The 16422-nt window shown below is 72.1% G+C and carries 11 protein-coding genes; 7 read left to right on the top strand and 4 right to left on the bottom strand.

Annotated elements, in window-relative coordinates:
• Window positions 1-105: 105 nt before the first annotated feature.
• From ACIPXC_RS21385 to ACIPXC_RS21370, 4 genes are all read left to right on the top strand, one after another.
• Window positions 106-1464 (top strand): ABC transporter substrate-binding protein, encoded by a 1359-nt coding sequence (locus ACIPXC_RS21385; protein ID WP_401620456.1) that lies wholly within the window; start codon window positions 106-108, stop codon window positions 1462-1464.
• Between the two features lie 4 nt (window positions 1465-1468).
• Window positions 1469-2785: a carbohydrate ABC transporter permease gene (locus tag ACIPXC_RS21380; RefSeq protein ID WP_401620453.1), complete on the top strand. Its 1317-nt coding sequence runs from the start codon at window positions 1469-1471 to the stop codon at window positions 2783-2785.
• Window positions 2782-3672, top strand: coding sequence for a carbohydrate ABC transporter permease (locus tag ACIPXC_RS21375; protein WP_401620450.1), 891 nt, complete (start codon window positions 2782-2784; stop codon window positions 3670-3672). Before ACIPXC_RS21380 ends, ACIPXC_RS21375 begins: the two co-directional genes overlap by 4 nt.
• A 175-nt stretch (window positions 3673-3847) precedes the next feature.
• Entirely contained in the window at window positions 3848-6106 is a 2259-nt protein-coding gene (locus tag ACIPXC_RS21370) for a CDP-glycerol glycerophosphotransferase family protein (RefSeq protein ID WP_401620447.1), read from the top strand.
• Between the two features lie 66 nt (window positions 6107-6172).
• Here the strand turns inward: ACIPXC_RS21370 and ACIPXC_RS21365 are convergent, their stop codons facing one another.
• Window positions 6173-6808 carry a TetR/AcrR family transcriptional regulator gene (locus ACIPXC_RS21365; protein WP_401620444.1) on the bottom strand — a complete coding sequence of 212 codons (636 nt, stop codon included), beginning with the start codon at window positions 6806-6808 and terminating at the stop codon, window positions 6173-6175.
• A 123-nt stretch (window positions 6809-6931) separates the two neighbouring features.
• On the opposite strand from ACIPXC_RS21365, the gene ACIPXC_RS21360 reads away from it, so the two are divergent.
• A complete protein-coding gene (locus ACIPXC_RS21360) occupies window positions 6932-7852 on the top strand; it encodes an ABC transporter permease (protein ID WP_401620442.1) in 921 nt (306 codons plus the stop codon).
• Window positions 7845-8627 (top strand): ABC transporter ATP-binding protein, encoded by a 783-nt coding sequence (locus ACIPXC_RS21355; RefSeq protein WP_401620439.1) that lies wholly within the window; start codon window positions 7845-7847, stop codon window positions 8625-8627. The genes ACIPXC_RS21360 and ACIPXC_RS21355 overlap by 8 nt, the downstream gene beginning before the upstream one ends.
• A 178-nt stretch (window positions 8628-8805) precedes the next feature.
• Here ACIPXC_RS21355 and ACIPXC_RS21350 read toward each other — a convergent pair whose 3' ends face one another.
• From ACIPXC_RS21350 to ACIPXC_RS21340, 3 genes are all read right to left on the bottom strand, one after another.
• A complete protein-coding gene (locus ACIPXC_RS21350) occupies window positions 8806-13755 on the bottom strand; it encodes an NAD-glutamate dehydrogenase (protein ID WP_401620436.1) in 4950 nt (1649 codons plus the stop codon).
• A gap of 367 nt (window positions 13756-14122) precedes the next feature.
• Entirely contained in the window at window positions 14123-14788 is a 666-nt protein-coding gene (locus tag ACIPXC_RS21345; RefSeq protein ID WP_401620433.1) for an HAD family hydrolase, read from the bottom strand.
• The gene (locus ACIPXC_RS21340; RefSeq protein ID WP_401620430.1) at window positions 14785-15285 is read right to left on the bottom strand and encodes a DUF6912 family protein; all 501 of its coding nucleotides are present in this window, start codon (window positions 15283-15285) and stop codon (window positions 14785-14787) included. Before ACIPXC_RS21340 ends, ACIPXC_RS21345 begins: the two co-directional genes overlap by 4 nt.
• A gap of 313 nt (window positions 15286-15598) precedes the next feature.
• On the opposite strand from ACIPXC_RS21340, the gene ACIPXC_RS21335 reads away from it, so the two are divergent.
• Window positions 15599-16099: an Rv3235 family protein gene (locus tag ACIPXC_RS21335; protein WP_401620427.1), complete on the top strand. Its 501-nt coding sequence runs from the start codon at window positions 15599-15601 to the stop codon at window positions 16097-16099.
• Window positions 16100-16422 lie beyond the last annotated feature (323 nt).

Genomic DNA, 16422 nt, shown 5'->3' with positions numbered 1-16422 from the left:
GGCCCGGCCGCTCGCGCCCGTCACCGCGAGGCGGTATTGCGGGGCCGCGCGGGTCGGCGTAGACCTTGTGGTCCGGGACACACCACGGGTATCGGGGGCAGAGCCATGCGCGAGCACGGAACGAGCCGTACGCATCTCAGGTGGGCGGCGCTGGCCGCGGCGGGCGCTCTCGCGCTGACCGCGTGCGGCGGCGACGCCGGGAAGGAGCCCCGGCCGCCACAGGGCGCCACATCCTCGCCCGGGGTGCGGTTACCGAGGCTGGACGGCGAGAAACTCCAGGTCGCGGCGGTCTGGACGGGGCCCGAGCAGGAGAACTTCACCAAGGTCCTGAAGGAGTTCGAGAAGCGGACGGGCGCCACCGTCACCTTCGTCCCGGCCCAGGACCCCATCGTCACCTTCCTCGGCACGAAGATCGCCGGCGGGGCGCCGCCGGACGTGGCGCTGCTGCCACAGGTCGGGGCGCTGGTCTCGGCGGTGCAGAACAAGTGGGCGCAGCCGGTGGGCCCGGAGGCCCAGGCACAGCTGGACAAGAACTACTCCGCGGGCTGGAGGTCGCTGGGCTCGGTCGGCGGCACCCAGTACGGCATCTACTACAAGGCCGCCAACAAGTCGCTGATCTGGTACAACGCGAAGGCGTTCGAGGCGGCGGGCGTCCAGCCGCCGAAGACCTGGAAGGAACTGATCACCGCGGCGGACACCCTGTCGGCGTCGGGCACCCCGGCGGTCTCGGTCGCGGGCGCGGACGGCTGGACCCTCACGGACTGGTTCGAGAACATCTACCTCTCCCAGTCGGGCCCGGAGAAGTACGACCGGCTGGCCAAGCACGAGATCAAGTGGACCGACGACAGCGTCGGGCAGGCCCTGACCACGCTCGGCGAGCTGTTCGGGCGCAAGGACTTCCTGGCGGGCGGCACGAGCGGGGCGCTGGCCACCGAGTTCCCGAAGTCGGTGACGCAGACCTTCACGGGCGGCGACCGGCCGGCGGCCGCGATGGTCTTCGAGGGCGACTTCGTCGCGGTGAACATCGCGCAGACCGAGGCGAAGATCGGCGAGGACGCCCTCGTCTTCCCCTTCCCGGCGGTCGGGGCGAAGGCGCCGGTGGTCTCGGGCGGTGACGTGGCCGTCGCGCTGAAGCCGTCGAAGGGGGCGCAGGCACTGCTGACCTTCCTGGCATCGCCGGACGCGGCGCAGATCCAGGCCCGCGAGGGCGGATTCCTCTCGCCGAACAAGTCGGTCGACCCGGCGGTGTACCCGAACGACATCCAGCGCGGTATCGCCATATCGCTGATCGCGGCGGGCGACGACTTCCGCTTCGACATGTCGGACCAGGCACCGGCGGCCTTCGGCGGGACCCCGGGCGCGGGTGAGTGGAAGGCGCTGCAGGACTTCCTGGCGAACCCGTCGGACGTGGCGGGCACCCAGGCGAAACTGGAGGCGGACGCGGCCAAGGCCTACGGGAACTGATCCCGTGACGGCCCCCGCCGCGCACGGCCCGTCCGCCGGGGCACGGCGCCGCCGCCTGGTGGCGGTGGCGTTTCTCCTGCCGGCCCTCGTGCTGCTCGGCGCGCTCGTCGTGCAGCCGATCGGCTACTCCCTCTACCGCAGCTTCTTCGACCGCTCCGGCGAGGTGTTCGTCGGCGGCGACAACTACCGGGAGATCTTCGCCGACGACGGCATCCGCACCGCCCTGCAGAACACCGCGGTGTGGGTGGTGCTCGCCCCGGCCACGGCCACCGCCCTCGGGCTGATCTTCGCCGTGCTCACCGAACGGGTGCGCTGGGGAACGGCGTTCAAACTGCTGGTGTTCATGCCGATGGCGATCTCGATGCTGGCGGCGGGCATCATCTTCCGGCTCGTCTACGACCACGACCCTGATCGGGGCGTCGCCAACGCAGTCCTGGTCGGCGTCCACGACACCTTCGCGCAGCCCTCGGCCTTCCCCAAGGCCCGGCCGGGCCGTGACTCTCCGCTGGCGGACGCGGGCGGGGGCGCCTTCGTGACCCGCGAGCCGGTGCGCGCCGGGGTGCCGGTGCTGCTCCCGCTGGTGGGCGTGGCGCCGGAGGCGCTGCCCGAGGGGACCCGTACGGCGGGCACGGCGGCGGCCGCTGCGGGGAAGGTCACCGGCACCGTCTGGCAGGACTTCACCCGGGGCGGGGGCGGCGTGACGAACGTGATCGACCCGAGCGAGCAGGGCTTCGCCGGGATGCGGATCGAGGCGGTCAGGGACGGCCGGGTCGTCGATGCGGCGACGGCCCGGGCCGACGGCACCTTCACCCTGTCCGAGAAGGCCGACGGCGCCCTGCTGCGGCTGCCCGCGGTCAATTTCCGGGAGGCGTACGGCGGGGTGCAGTGGCTCGGCCCGGCGCTCGTCACCCCGGCGGTCATCGGGGCGTACGTGTGGATGTGGGCCGGGTTCGCGATGGTGCTGATCGGGGCCGGGCTGGCGGCCGTACCGCGCGAGCTGCTGGAGGCGGCGCGGGTGGACGGGGCGACCGAGTGGCAGGTGTTCCGCCGGATCACCGTCCCGCTGCTGGCTCCCCTGCTGGCGGTCGTGCTCGTCACGCTCGTCATCAACGTCATGAAGATCTTCGACCTGGTCTTCGTGATCGCGCCGGGAGCGGTCCAGGACGACGCGAACGTGCTGGCGCTCCAGCTGTACCGGACGTCCTTCGGCACCGACGCCGATCCGGGGCTCGGCAGCGCCATCGCCGTGCTGCTGCTGGTGCTGGTGATTCCGGTGATGCTCGTGAATATCCGCCGTCTGCGGAAGGAGGGGGCCCGATGACCCGGTCCGGCGCCGGCGCGACGCCGGCCCCGCGTACCGTTCCGTGGGCCGGGCGGGCCGCCGGCCGGCTGGCCGGCGGGGCCGTGCGCGTCTTCCTGGTCGTGGCGGCGCTCTTCTGGCTGCTGCCCACCCTGGGCCTGCTGGTCTCCTCCCTCGTCTCCCCGACCGATCTGAACGACGGCGGCTGGTGGCAGGTGTTCGGCGCGCCCTCGCGGCTGACCGCCGAGAACTACGAGCGGCTCCTGGCCAACGAGACGGTCACCTCCTCGCTGCTGAACACGTTCGCTATCGCGGTGCCGGCGACCCTGCTCGTGCTGGGCCTCGGCGCGTTCGCCGGATACGCCTTCGCCTGGCTGGAGTTCCCCGGCCGGGACTGGCTCTTCCTCGTCGTCGTCGGACTGCTCGTCGTCCCCGTGCAGGTGGCGCTGATCCCGGTCTCGGAACTCTTCGGCACCATCGGGCTGTTCGAGACCACGGCGGGCGTGGTGCTCTTCCACACCGCTTTCGGGCTGCCCTTCGCGGTGTTCCTGCTGCGCAACTTCTTCGCGGAGATCCCGCGCGAGCTGCTGGAGGCGGCCCGTCTCGACGGTGCGGGTGAACTGCGGTTGTTCACACGGGTGGTGCTGCCGCTGGGCGGCCCGGCGATCGCCTCGCTCGGCATCTTCCAGTTCCTGTGGGTGTGGAACGACATGCTCGTGGCGCTCGTCTTCGCCGACTCGGCGCGTCCGCCGATCACGGTCGCGCTGCAGCAGCAGGTACGGCAGTTCGGGAACAACATCGACGTGCTGGCGCCCGGCGCGTTCCTGTCGATGGTGGTCCCGCTCGTCGTCTTCTTCGCCTTCCAGCGGCAGTTCGTCACGGGGGTGATGGCCGGCGCGGTCAAGTAACCCCGCCCGGCACGACCCTGCGCTGCCCGGCCCGGCCCGGCGGCCCGCTGCCCGTGGCGGCCCGGCCCCGCATGCGGGGTTGACGCTCCGTGACCCGAATGCCACACGCTGCGTAACCCGATCGCCGCGGCGGGGGTTCCTGGGCGAAATACCCGCGCCGACTTCTGGATGTCCCGTGCCCCGGTTCAGCGTCATCGTGCCCGCGTACAAGGTCCAGGCCTATCTCGGGGAGAGTCTGGACTCGGTCCTGACGCAGTCCTGCCCGGACCTGGAACTGATCGCGGTCGACGACGCCTCCCCCGACGCCTGCGGTTCGATCATCGACGAGTACGCGGCCCGCGACCCGCGGGTCACCCCGGTGCACCTCGCGCAGAACCTGGGGCTCGGCCCGGCCCGGAACGCGGGCCTGGCCCGGGCCACCGGCGACTACCTGATCTTCCTCGACGGCGACGACACCCTCGTCCCGGGCGCCCTGCAGGCCCTCACCGACCGGCTGAAGGCCACCGGCTCCCCCGACGTCCTGATCTACGACTACGCACGCGCCTACTGGTCCGGGGAAGTGGTGCGCAACCGGCTCTCGCACCGGCTGTCCGAGGAGGGCCCGGCCAGCTTCCGGCTCGCCGACCGCCCGGCCCTGCTCTCGATGCTGATGGTGGTGTGGAACAAGGCGTACCGCCGCGAGTACGTCGAACGCGAGGGCCTCGCGTTCCCGCCGGGACTGTACGAGGACACCCCCTGGACCTATGCGGCGCTGCTGGCGGCGGAGTCGGTCGCCGTGCTGGACCGGGTCTGCGTCCACTACCGCCAGCGGCGCACCGGGTCGATCCTGACCACCTCCACCCCCCGCCACCTGGAGATCTTCGACCAGTACGAACGGGTCTTCGGCCACCTCGCCGGGCGCCCCGAGCTGGAGCGCTGGCACTCCACCCTGCACCGCCGGATGGCCGAGCACTTCTGCGCCGTCCACTCCGACACGCGCCGCCTCCCGCGCGCCAGCCGGGCCGAGTTCTTCGCGCGCGCCTCCGACATGCTGCGCCGCCACCGCGACCCGGGTGCCCGCAGTTCGCCGCCGCTGTCCCTGTCGCGGACCGACCGGATCCGGCACGCCCTGATGCGGCTGGGCGCCCGGCGCTGCTACCGGCTGCTGTCGGTGCTGCGCTCGGCGGGGCGGGTGCTGGGCCGGGCCGCCTCGGCGCTGGGCCGGGGCCTGCAGGAGTCCGCGCTGCGGCTGCACTACCGGATCCAGCGGCTGCTGCCGCTGCGCCCGGAACTCGCGGTCTTCTCCGCGTACTGGCACGGCGGTTACGCCTGCAACCCGGCGGCGATCGAGGCCAAACTGCGGGAACTGGCGCCCCGGATGCGGACGGCGTGGATCTGCGACCCGGCGCACGCGGCCACGCTCCCGCGGGAGACGGTGGCGCTGCGGCCGGGTTCGGCGGCGTACTGGAGCGCCCTGGCCCGGGCCGGATATCTGGTCACGAACGTCAACTTCGACCGTGCGCTGGTCAAACGGCCCGGCCAGATCCTGCTGCAGACGCAGCACGGGACCCCGCTCAAGCGGGTCGGCCTCGACCTCCAGGACCGGCCGGCGGCCACCCCCACCACGGACTTCGCGGGCCTGCTGCGCGGCGCCGACCAGTGGGACTACCTGCTCTCCTCCAACCGGCACTCCACGCTGGTCTGGGAGAAGGCGGTCCCGTCCTCCTACACGACCCTCGAATACGGTTACCCGCGCAACGACGTCTTCCACCGGGCGACCCGCTCGGACGTGCTGGAGCTGCGCGAGCGGCTGGGGATCCCGGCGGGCTCGACGGCGATCCTGTACGCGCCCACCCATCGCGACTACCGCCGCAGCCGGCCCGACCACCTGGACTTCGAGCGGCTCCTGCAGGAGCTGGGCCCGCGCTTCACGGTGCTGGTCCGCACGCACCTGACGTACGCGGGCGCCGACCGCACGTGGGAGCCCCACCCGCGCCTGCTGGACGTCTCCGCCCACCCCTCGGTGGAGGAGCTCTGCCTGGCCTCGGACGCGCTGGTCACGGACTACTCGTCCCTGATGTTCGACTACGCGGCGCTGGACCGGCCGATCGTGATCCACGCGGACGACTGGGAGGCGTACGAGGCCGCCAGGGGCACGTACTTCGACCTGCGTTCGCGCCCGCCGGGCGCGATCGCCCGCACCCAGGACGAGCTGGTGGACATCTTCACCACGGGGCACTGGCAGGGCTCGCGCTCCGCGCAGCTGCGCGGAGCGTTCCGCGCCCGCTTCTGCGGTTACGACGACGGCCACGCGGCGGAGCGGGTGGTGCGCCGGGTCTTCCTGGGCCAGCCCACCCCGACCCCGCCGATCGTCCCCCTCCCGGACCGCCACCCGACCCCCGCACCCCCACCGGCCACCACCCCGGAACCGGCCCTGGCCCACGTCTGGCCGTAGTCGGAGCCGGGGCGGCACTGCCGCCGCCGCGGCGAAACGGCGTCCACGAGGCGGCCGGGGCACCCGTCACGCCGGGCCGGCGGCCGATTTCAGGCCTGCCACCACCTGGCGGGCCAGGGCGTCGAGGTGTGCGGGGGTGACCGCGTCGCGGACGACGACCTGGCGCCAGTAGAGCGGGCCGATCAGCAGGTCGAGGGCGTGGTCGGGGCTGATGTCGGCCGGGAGTTCGCCACGGGCGACGGCGTCCGCGACGATGCCCTGCGCCATGCGGTGCTGGCCGTCCAGGAGGGCACCGCGGACCGCGTCCGCGATCTCCGGGTTGCGGGACGCCTCGACCAGGAGGTCGGGGATCACCGCCGAGGCCACCGGGTGCCGCAGCACGTGTGACATGACCTCCAGCAGGGCGCGTACGTCGCCGTACAGCGAGCCCGTCGCCGGGACCGGCAGGCCGTCCACCGCGAAGGCGCCGACCAGGTCCAGCACCAGGTGCAGCTTCGACTTCCAGCGCCGGTACACGGCGGTCTTGCCGACCCCGGCGCGCCGCGCGATGCCCTCGATGGACATCCGGGAGAAGCCGACCGCCGCCAGCTCCTCCAGCACCGCGTCGCGGATCGCCTCGGTCACGTCCTCGCGCAGGACGGCGGCACCGGCCGGGGCACGGCGGGCGGGGGCGGCGGCGGAGGGGGCGGGGTCCGTGGTCATGCACAGAGCATAGCTGCGCCCCGTAACGACGATACGGTTGCGTTCCATCGCACGACGCCCTAACCTCGCCGTAGCGACGATACGGACCCGTCCCGACCTACGTCGAAAGCGAAAGCGAACCCAGTGACCACCGCGACCGCATCCACGCCCGCGCCCGCACCGGCTCCCGCCACCTCCGCGGAACTCGCCCGGCTGGCCGCCGCCCACGGCCTCACGCTCAGCGGCGCCCGCCCCCCGCTCCCCCGCTACCTCACGCAGCTCTGGCAGCGCCGCCACTTCGTGAGCGCCTACGCGACCGCCCGCATGCAGGCCACGTACAGCACGGCGCGGCTCGGCCAGGTCTGGCACCTGGTGACGCCGCTGCTCAACGCGGCGGTCTACTACTTCATCTTCGGCCTCGTCCTGAAGGCCAGCCACGGCGTGCCGGACTACGTCCCGTTCCTGATCACCGGCATCTTCGTCTGGGACTTCATCAGCAGCTCCGTCAACGCCGGCACCCGCGCCGTCCACAGCAACCTCGGCCTGGTCCGCGCCCTGCACTTCCCCCGCGCGAGCCTGCCCATCTCCACCGTCGTACAGCTCTTCCAGCAGCTGCTCGTCTCCATGGCCGCCCTGGTCATCCTGCTGCTCGCCTTCGGCCAGCGACCCGGACCGGCCTGGCTCCTGGCCCTGCCGGCGCTCCTGCTGACGGCCGTCTTCGCCGCCGGCTGCGCCATGGTCATGGCCCGTATCGGCAGCAGGAGTCCCGACGTCAGCCAGCTGATGCCGTTCGTCCTGCGGACGTGGATGTACTCCTCGGGCGTCATGTGGTCCATCGACCAGATGCTCGGCAAGAACGACCTGCCGCACTGGGTGCTGACGGCCCTCAAGGCCAACCCCCCGGCCGTCTACATCGACCTGATGCGCTTCGCGCTGATCGACAGCTTCCCCGCCCACGCCCTCCCGCACCACGTGTGGCCGCTGGCCGTCGGCTGGGCACTGCTCGCGGGCGTCGGCGGATTCATCTACTTCTGGAAGGCGGAGGAGGCGTACGGACGTGGCTGACACCACGACGAAGACCGGCACCCGGGTGCCCACCGTGATCGCGGACGGCGTCCACGTCATCTACCGGGTCCACGGCGCCGGAGCCCGCAAGGGCGGCGCCACCGCCGCCCTCAGCCGGATCTTCTCCCGCCGGCCCACCCCCGGGATGAGCGAGGTGCACGCGGTCAAGGGCGTCTCCTTCACCGCGTACGAGGGCGAGGCCATCGGCCTCATCGGCTCGAACGGCTCGGGCAAGTCCACCCTGCTGAAGGCCATCGCCGGCCTCCAGCCGGTGGCCCGCGGCCGGATCTTCTCGCACGGCCAGCCGTCCCTGCTGGGCGTGAACGCCGCCCTGATGAACGACCTGACCGGCGAACGCAACGTCATCCTCGGCGGCCTGGCGATGGGCATGTCCAGGCAGCAGATCCACCAGCGCTACCAGGAGATCGTCGACTTCTCCGGCATCAACGAGAAGGGCGACTTCATCTCCCTGCCGATGCGCACGTACTCCTCCGGCATGGGCGCCCGGCTGCGGTTCTCCATCGCCGCCGCCAAGGACCACGACGTCCTGATGATCGACGAGGCACTGGCCACGGGCGACGCCGCCTTCCAGCGGCGCAGCCAGGCCCGCATCGAGGAACTGCGCGAGCGCGCCGGCACCGTCTTCCTGGTCAGCCACGCCATCAACACCGTCCGCGAGACCTGCGACCGCGCGATCTGGCTGGACTCGGGCGTCCTGCGCATGGACGGCCCGGCGGAAGAGGTCTGCGCCGCCTACGAAGCCTCCACCCGCTGAAGCCCCGCCGGCGATCGAGGCGCCCTCCCAGCCCCGCCGGCGCTTGAGGCGCGGGGGCCCGGGGGCGGAGCCCCCGCAATGGCGCCGCACCCGCGGACATCACAGGACGGAACACGAACGGGCCGGGCCCGGGACCACTTCGGTCCCGGGCCCGGCCCGTCCGGCTGCGCGGAGCCGATCAGCTGTGCGCGCGCAGCAGCGACCGCATCGTCCGCATCGCCACCGACAGGTTCGCCAGGTCGAAGTCGTCCGAGCCCCGGATCTCCTCCAGGGTCGTCCGGGCCCGCCCGATGATCGCCGCGTTCTTCTCCTCCCACGCCGTGAAGCGCTCCTCGGGAGACGACGCGCCGTTGCCCACCGCCAGCACGTCCGCGGTCAGGGCCGCGTGCGCCGCGAACAGGTCCTCGCGGATCGACGCGCGGGCCATGGACTGCCAGCGGTCGGCCCGCGGCAACTCGATGATGCGGTCCATCAGCTGCGTGATGTCCAGGCGGTCGGCGAGGTCGTAGTACACCTCGGCGACACCCAGCGGGTCCACGCCCGTCCGGTCCGCGATCGCGACGATGTCCAGCGTCGGGAAGGCCGAGGAGAATCCGGCGACCTTCGCCGCCAGCTCCTCCGGCACGCCCTCACCGGTCAGCTCGTCCATGACCAGCTGGTACCACTCCAGGTCCGCGCCGCGCACCAGCTTCGGCAGCTCCGCCCACACCTGGGCCACCCGCTCACCGAAGAAGGAGATGGTCTCGGTGATCTGCAGCGGCTGCGGCCGGTTGTTGAGCAGCCAGCGGGTACCGCGCTCGACCAGACGGCGCGAGTGCAGGCGCACCCGGGTCTGGACGTCGGCGGCCACCTTGTTGTCGAGCGCCTCCACCGTGTCCCACACCTCGGCCAGGCCGAAGATCTCGCGGGCCGCGAGCTGTGCCCGGACGATCTCCTCCGTGGAGGCGCCGGTCTCCTCGCGCAGACGGTGCAGGAAGGTCGAACCACCGGTGTTGACGGTGTCGTTGACCAGGATCGTCGTGATGATCTCGCGGCGCAGCGCGTGCGTGTCGATCTGCTCGGCGAACCTGTCGCCCAGGACCGCCGGGAAGTACGCGAAGAGCAGGCGGCGCAGGTACGGGTCGTCCGGCAGCCCGGTGGCGATGAGCTCGTCCGCCGTCGTGATCTTCGTGTAGGCGAACAGCACGGCCAGCTCCGGCTGGGTCAGACCCTTGCCGTTGTTGAGCAGCTCGCGGATCTGCCGGTCGGTGGGCAGGAACTCCAGCTCGCGGTTGAGCAGTCCGGCACCCTCCAGGCGGCGCATGAAGCGCTGCTGGGCGTGGAGCAGGCTGGGCGCCTGGGCCGAGCCGTTGGCCAGCGCGGTGTTCTGCGCGTAGTTGTTGCGCAGGACCAGGTGGCCGACCTCGTCGGTCATCTGCGCGAGCAGCTTGTTGCGCTGCTTGACGGTCATGTCGCCGTCGGCGACCACCGCGTTGAGCAGGATCTTGATGTTCACCTCGTGGTCGGAGGTGTCCACGCCCGCGCTGTTGTCGATGGCGTCGGTGTTGACCTTGCCGCCCTCGCCGCCGGCGCCGCTGCGGGCGAACTCGATCCGGCCGAGCTGGGTCAGGCCCAGGTTGCCGCCCTCGCCGATGACCCGCGCCCGCACGTCGCAGCCGTTGACACGGATGGCGTCGTTGGCCTTGTCGCCGACGTCGGCGTGGGTCTCGGAGGTCGCCTTGACGTAGGTGCCGATGCCGCCGTTCCACACCAGGTCCACGGGGGCCTTGAGGATGGCCTGCATCAGGTCGGCCGGGGTCATCTTGGTGACGCCGGCCTCGATGCCGAGGGCCGCGCGCATCTGCGCGGTGACCGGGACGGCCTTGGCCGAACGCGGGTGGATGCCGCCGCCCGCCGAGATCAGCGAGGTGTCGTAGTCCGCCCACGAGGACCGCGGCAGCTCGAACAGGCGCCGGCGCTCGGCGTACGAGGTCGCCGCGTCCGGGGTCGGGTCGATGAAGATGTGGCGGTGGTCGAAGGCGGCCACCAGGCGGATGTGCTCGGAGAGCAGCATGCCGTTGCCGAAGACGTCACCGGACATGTCGCCGACGCCGACGACGGTGAAGTCCTGGGTCTGGGTGTCGTGGCCGAGCTCGCGGAAGTGCCGCTTGACGGACTCCCACGCGCCGCGGGCGGTGATGCCCATGCCCTTGTGGTCGTAGCCGGCCGAGCCGCCCGACGCGAAGGCGTCGCCGAGCCAGAAGCCGTAGGACTCCGCCACGCCGTTGGCGATGTCGGAGAAGGTCGCGGTGCCCTTGTCGGCGGCGACGACGAGGTAGGTGTCGTCCTCGTCGTGCCGGACCACGCTCCGCGGCGGCACGACCTCGCCGGCGACCATGTTGTCGGTGATGTCGAGCAGCGCCGAGATGAAGATCTTGTACGAGGCGATTCCCTCGGCGAGCCAGGCGTCGCGGTCCACCGACGGATCGGGGAGGTTCTTGGCGACGAAGCCGCCCTTGGCGCCGACCGGCACGATGACGGTGTTCTTGACCATCTGCGCCTTGACCAGGCCGAGGATCTCCGTACGGAAGTCCTCGCGGCGGTCGGACCAGCGCAGGCCGCCTCGGGCGACCTTGCCGAAGCGCAGGTGGACGCCCTCGACGCGCGGGGAGTACACCCAGATCTCGAAGGCCGGGCGGGGCGCCGGCAGGTCCGGGATGGCCTGCGGGTCGAACTTCATCGACACGTAGGCGTGCTGCTCGCCCTGGGCGTCGAGCTGGAAGAAGTTCGTGCGCAGGGTGGCCTTGATGAGGGTGAGGAAGGCCCGCAGGATGCGGTCCTCGTCGAGCGAGGCGACCTGGTCCAGGGCCCCGTCCAGCTCCTCCAGCATCGCGTCCACGAGCTCGCTGCCGGCGGCCTGGCGGACGGGCGACATCCGGGCCTCGAAGAGCGAGACCAGCAGCCGGGTGGTGTGGACGTTGTTGCGGAGGGTGTCCTCCATGTAGTCCTGGCTGAAGGTGGAGCCGGCCTGGCGCATGTACTTGGCGTACGCGCGCAGGACCACGGCCTGCCGCCAGGTCAGACCGGCGCTCAGCACCAGGGTGTTGAAGTTGTCGTTCTCGGCCTGGCCGTTCCAGACGGCCGCGAAGGCGTCCTGGAAACGCTCGCGGGCGTCGTCGCCGAGGTCGCCCGCCGAGAGCCGCAGACCGAAGTCGTAGATCCACGCGGTCGTGCGGTCGGCGCAGCGCAGCTCGTACGGGCGCTCGTCGGTGACCTCGACGCCGAGGCGCTGCAGGACGGGCAGGACGGCGGACAGGGAGACCTGCTCACCGGCGCGGTAGATCTTGAAGCGGCGTTCGCCGGGGCCCGCGCCGACGGGCTCGTACAGCGACAGCGCGAAGTTCTTGTCGCTGCCGCGCAGCTTCTCCAGGTGCACGAGGTCGGCGACGGCGGAGCGCGGCGAGTGGTCGGCCTTGTAGCCCTCGGTGAAGGCGTTGCCGTAGCGGCGCAGCAGCTCCGCGGCGCGCTCCTCGCCGAGCTCGGCGTTGAGGGCCGTGTCGAAGCCGTCGGCCCAGGAGCGGGCGGCCTCGACGAGGCGGCCCTCGATGCGCTCGACGTCGCCGTCGGTCAGCGCGGGCAGCTCGGTGCCCTGCGGGACGCGGACGACGAAGTGGATGCGGGAGAGGATCGACTCGGTGTTCCAGGCGGTGAAGTCGACGCTGATACCGCCGAGCTCCTCGCGCAGGATGTCCATCAGGCGCAGCCGCACACCGGTGGTGAAGCGGTCGCGGGGCAGGTAGACCAGCGCCGAGTAGTAGCGCCCGTACTCGTCCTGGCGCAGGTACAGCCGCAGCCGGCGGCGTTCCTGGAGGTAGAGGACCGAGGTGACGATGGACTGGAGCTGGTCGACCGGGGTCTGGAACAGCTCGTCGCGCGGGTAGGTCTCCAGGATCTGCGTCAGGTCGCGGCCGTCGTGGCTGGACGGCGAGAAGCCGGCCCGCTCCAGGACCTCGGCGACCTTGCGGCGGATGACCGGCACGCGGCGCACGGACTCGGTGTACGCGGCGGAGGAGAACAGGCCGAGGAAGCGGCGCTCGCCGACGACGTTGCCGGCGGCGTCGAACTTCTTCACGCCCACGTAGTCGAGGTACGAGGGGCGGTGCACGGTGGAGCGGCTGTTGGCCTTGGTCAGCACCAGCAGGCGGTGCTCGCGGGCCTTGGCGCGGGCGTCGGCGGGCAGCCGGTTGAAGGACGGCGAGACGGGGTGGCCGTCCTCCTTGCCGCTGTGGTGCGGGTCGGAGCGCAGGATGCCGAGGCCGGTGCCGGGCACGGCGGACAGGGCGTCGCCGTCGACGAGGTTGTACTCGCGGTAGCCGAGGAAGGTGAAGTGGTCGTCGGCGAGCCAGCGCAGCAGCTCACGGGCCTCTTCGAGCTCGTACTCGCGCAGGTCCGGGGCGGTGGGCTCGTCGGGCAGGCCTTCGGCGAGGCGCAGCGCGGCCTCGCGCATCTTCTCCCAGTCCTCGACGGACTCGCGGACGTCGGACAGGACGCGCTGCAGGTCGACGGTGATCTGCTTGAGGTCGGCGCGGTCGGTCTCGCGGTCGATCTCGACGTGGATCCAGGACTCGACGAGGGAGTCGTGGGGGCGCGCCGTGCGGGGACCGTGCGCGTCGCAGTCGGGACCGAGGATCTCGATCAGCTTGCCGGTGATGTCACGGCGGACGACGACCTGCGGGTGGATCACGACGTGGATGCCGCGGCCCTGGCGGGACAGCTCGTTCGTCACGGAGTCCACGAGGAAGGGCATGTCGTCGGTGACGACCTCCACGACGGAGTGGCTGGAGGTCCAGCCGTTCTCCTCCACCGTGGGGGTGTGCACGCGTACGTTCGCGGTGCCCTGCGGCCGGTTCTCGGCCAGCCGGTAGTGCGAGAGCGCGGCTCCGAACGCATCGACCGGGTCGCGGTCCGTGAGGTCCTCGGGCGCCGTGTGCAGGTAGTAGCGCTGGAGGTAGGAGAGGACGGTGTCCTGGTCCGGCCGCTCTCCCTGCTCGGACCCAGTCGGAAGTAGCCCCCCGGCCGGGCTGTGCTCAGCTACCCGGGCCGCCCGTGCGAGCAGCTCGGCCTTTGCTTCGTCCAGCTTGGTCTGCATGTCCTCTGGCTCCTGTCGCGCGCCATTGCGTGACGTAGGTGAAGGAAGGAATGGCGTAGCGCCGCGAGGCGGGGTGTCCGTTCTGGGCCGACGCTATGCCGTCGTGAGAGCCGACCGGGAGGGAATGAGCCAAGATCGGCAGGAGGTCCCGGTGGCGGCGATCAGCGATGGCCCGGGCACTGTCGTACGCCGGGCGCAGGACGGAGGCTCCAGTGCCCCCGAGGGATATCGCGCTGATCACGGGTACAAGGCTATCCCGACCTACCCCCAAGTCGTCATTCACTGCATCTGTACAAATCTTGGGGTGGAACTTTGACACTCTGGCCAGCGACGTGGCAGGCCGTCCGTGCAGCGGCCTGTCCAGTCGCTATTCGGCCAGCTCGCGAGCTGTCAGAACGGCTTCGGCCAGGCTGTCCACGACCGGTACTCCGGCTGATTCCAGACTGCGGCGGCTGTGCGAACCTCCCGTGTAGAGGACGGCGCGGGCGCCGACGTGCGCGGCGGCGAGCGCATCGTCCACGGCGTCCCCGATGAGGACCGTACGGGCGGCGGTCACTCCCGTCGGGTCCAGGGCCTGCAGGTGGCGTACGAGATGTCCGGCCTTGGATGTGTGCGAGGGGCCGGTCCGCCCGTCGACACGCAGGAAGTGCCCGTCGATGCCGTGCTCGCGCACAAGCGGGAGGAGCTTGTCGTGGGGCGCGAGGGACAGCAGGGACTGGGTGAGCCCGTCGCACTGCCAGTCGCGGAGCAGTTCCCGGGCGCCCTCGGCGAGAGCGGAGTCCGCGGCGGCGGCCCAGTAGTGGCGGTGGAAGGCCTCGTCCATGACGAGCCACTCCTCCTCGGTGGGCAGCCTCCCCATGAGGCGCTCGTAGAACTTCGGCACCGGTACGACATACAGCTCGCGGTACGTCTCCAGGGTGATCGGCGCGAACCCGAGCTCGGCGAAGGAGGCGTTCGTCGCGGTGATGACGGCGTCGATGTCGTGGAGCAGGGTGCCGTTCCAGTCCCAGACAAGGTGGTTCGTGTGCGTCATTTCAGCAGCCCCGGGATCTCCTGGACGCCGAACCAGAGCAGCTCGTGGTCATCGGCCCCGTCGACGGTGAACCGCGCGTCCTCGTCACCGCCGTCGGCGGCGGGCAGGGCCAGCGCGGCGGCGGCGACGTCCTCCTCGGCGTCGTCGGCGTCCACGTGCACGGCGGCGGCCACGGTGAGCCGTACCGCGGCGGCGAGGCTCACCTGGCCGAGGGTGGCCTCGTCCACGCCCGGGGAGGCCGTGGCGGCCTTGTCGTCGACGTCGAGGGCGACCACGACGCGACGGCGGGGTGCGCCGGGGTCGGCGGCGAGCAGCCGCAGCGAGGCGGCCGCGGCCCGGCCCAGGGCCGCGTACTCCAGCTCCTCGATGTCGTCCGAGACGTACCACTCGCGCAGGCCGGGGGTGACGGCGTACGCCCGCAGCGGGGCGGGGCCCAGCTCACCCGCCTTGTGCACCTCGGCGAGCCCGGGGAGGGTCAGGGGGACGTACACGCGCATGGCCGGCTGCTTTCGGTAGTCGGAAACCAACCCAGGATACGACTCGGAGGTGGCCGGCCGGGGTCCGGCAGGGTGACGGCCGCCGTACCCCATCGGGCTGCCACGGCCCACGGGAGGGCCGTCCACCGGCTGCCCCGGCGCCCGGCCGCCCCGCCCGGCCGGTGGTGGGCCGCGCACTCGGATAGGTGAACCCGGCGGGCCGCGGGCGGGGGCCGGCCGCCGGTTGCGGAGCGTGTTCGCCGACCGTAGAAGGTCCCCATCAAGTTACCGCCCGGTACCGCTCCGGGCCCGGCCTGTTCGGGGGCAGATCTCGATGGACACCACGACGCGCGGCACGATCGGCAGCAACGGCGGCCGCCGCCGCCCCGCGGGCCGCTCCGGAACCCGCCCCGCCGGCCGGCGCGACCAGCGCCGCCCGGCCCCTCCCGCGCCGCCCGCGGGGCGGGAGGGGCGGGAGGGGCCCACCGGGGCGAGGGGTCCGGGGCGCCCGCCGCACCTCGGCCCGCACCACTGGTTCGCCGAACGCCTGCTGGCGGTGATCAGCGGCATGCGCCCGGTCCACTCGCTCCTGGGCCACACCGTCGGCCCCGCCTACCAGCAGCTGGTCACCCTGGCGCCGGCGGACCCCCTGCGCGAACGCCTGCGCCCGGTCGTCCGCCGGTGCGGCCGCTTCATCCCCGGCCCGGGCGTCATCGAGGCCTTCGCCCGCATCGCCACCGGCGACCGCGTGACGGCCATGGCCTTCCGCCTCGAACAGGGCCCGGACCTCCGCTGGCGCTGCGCAGCCGTCGAGATCCAGGGCCCGCTCCCATAACGCCCCCGACCGCACCGCCACCCGACGCCCAGAAGCCGGAAGCAAAGCCCCACCGGCATTCGAGCCGCAGCAGCCCGAAGGCAACACCCCGCCCCTCCAACCCCGCCGACGATCGAGCCGCGGGGGCCCGGAACGGAGCCGCCTATCCAGCTCCGCCGGCATCTGAGGCGCGGGGGCCCGGGGCAGCCCCCCTCCAACCCCGCCGGCATTCGAGGCGCAGGGGCCCGAAACGGAGCCGCCTATCCAGCTCCGCCGGCATCTGAGGCGCGGGGGCCCGGGGCAGCCCCCCTCCAACCCCGCCGGCATTCGAGGCGCAGGGGCCC

It is taken from the genome of Streptomyces sp. NPDC090021 (genome assembly GCF_044748225.1).
In the GTDB taxonomy this organism is placed as follows: domain Bacteria; phylum Actinomycetota; class Actinomycetes; order Streptomycetales; family Streptomycetaceae; genus Streptomyces.
The sequence above is the reverse complement of the archived record's forward strand: the minus strand, read 5'-3'. Positions and strand labels throughout refer to the sequence as shown.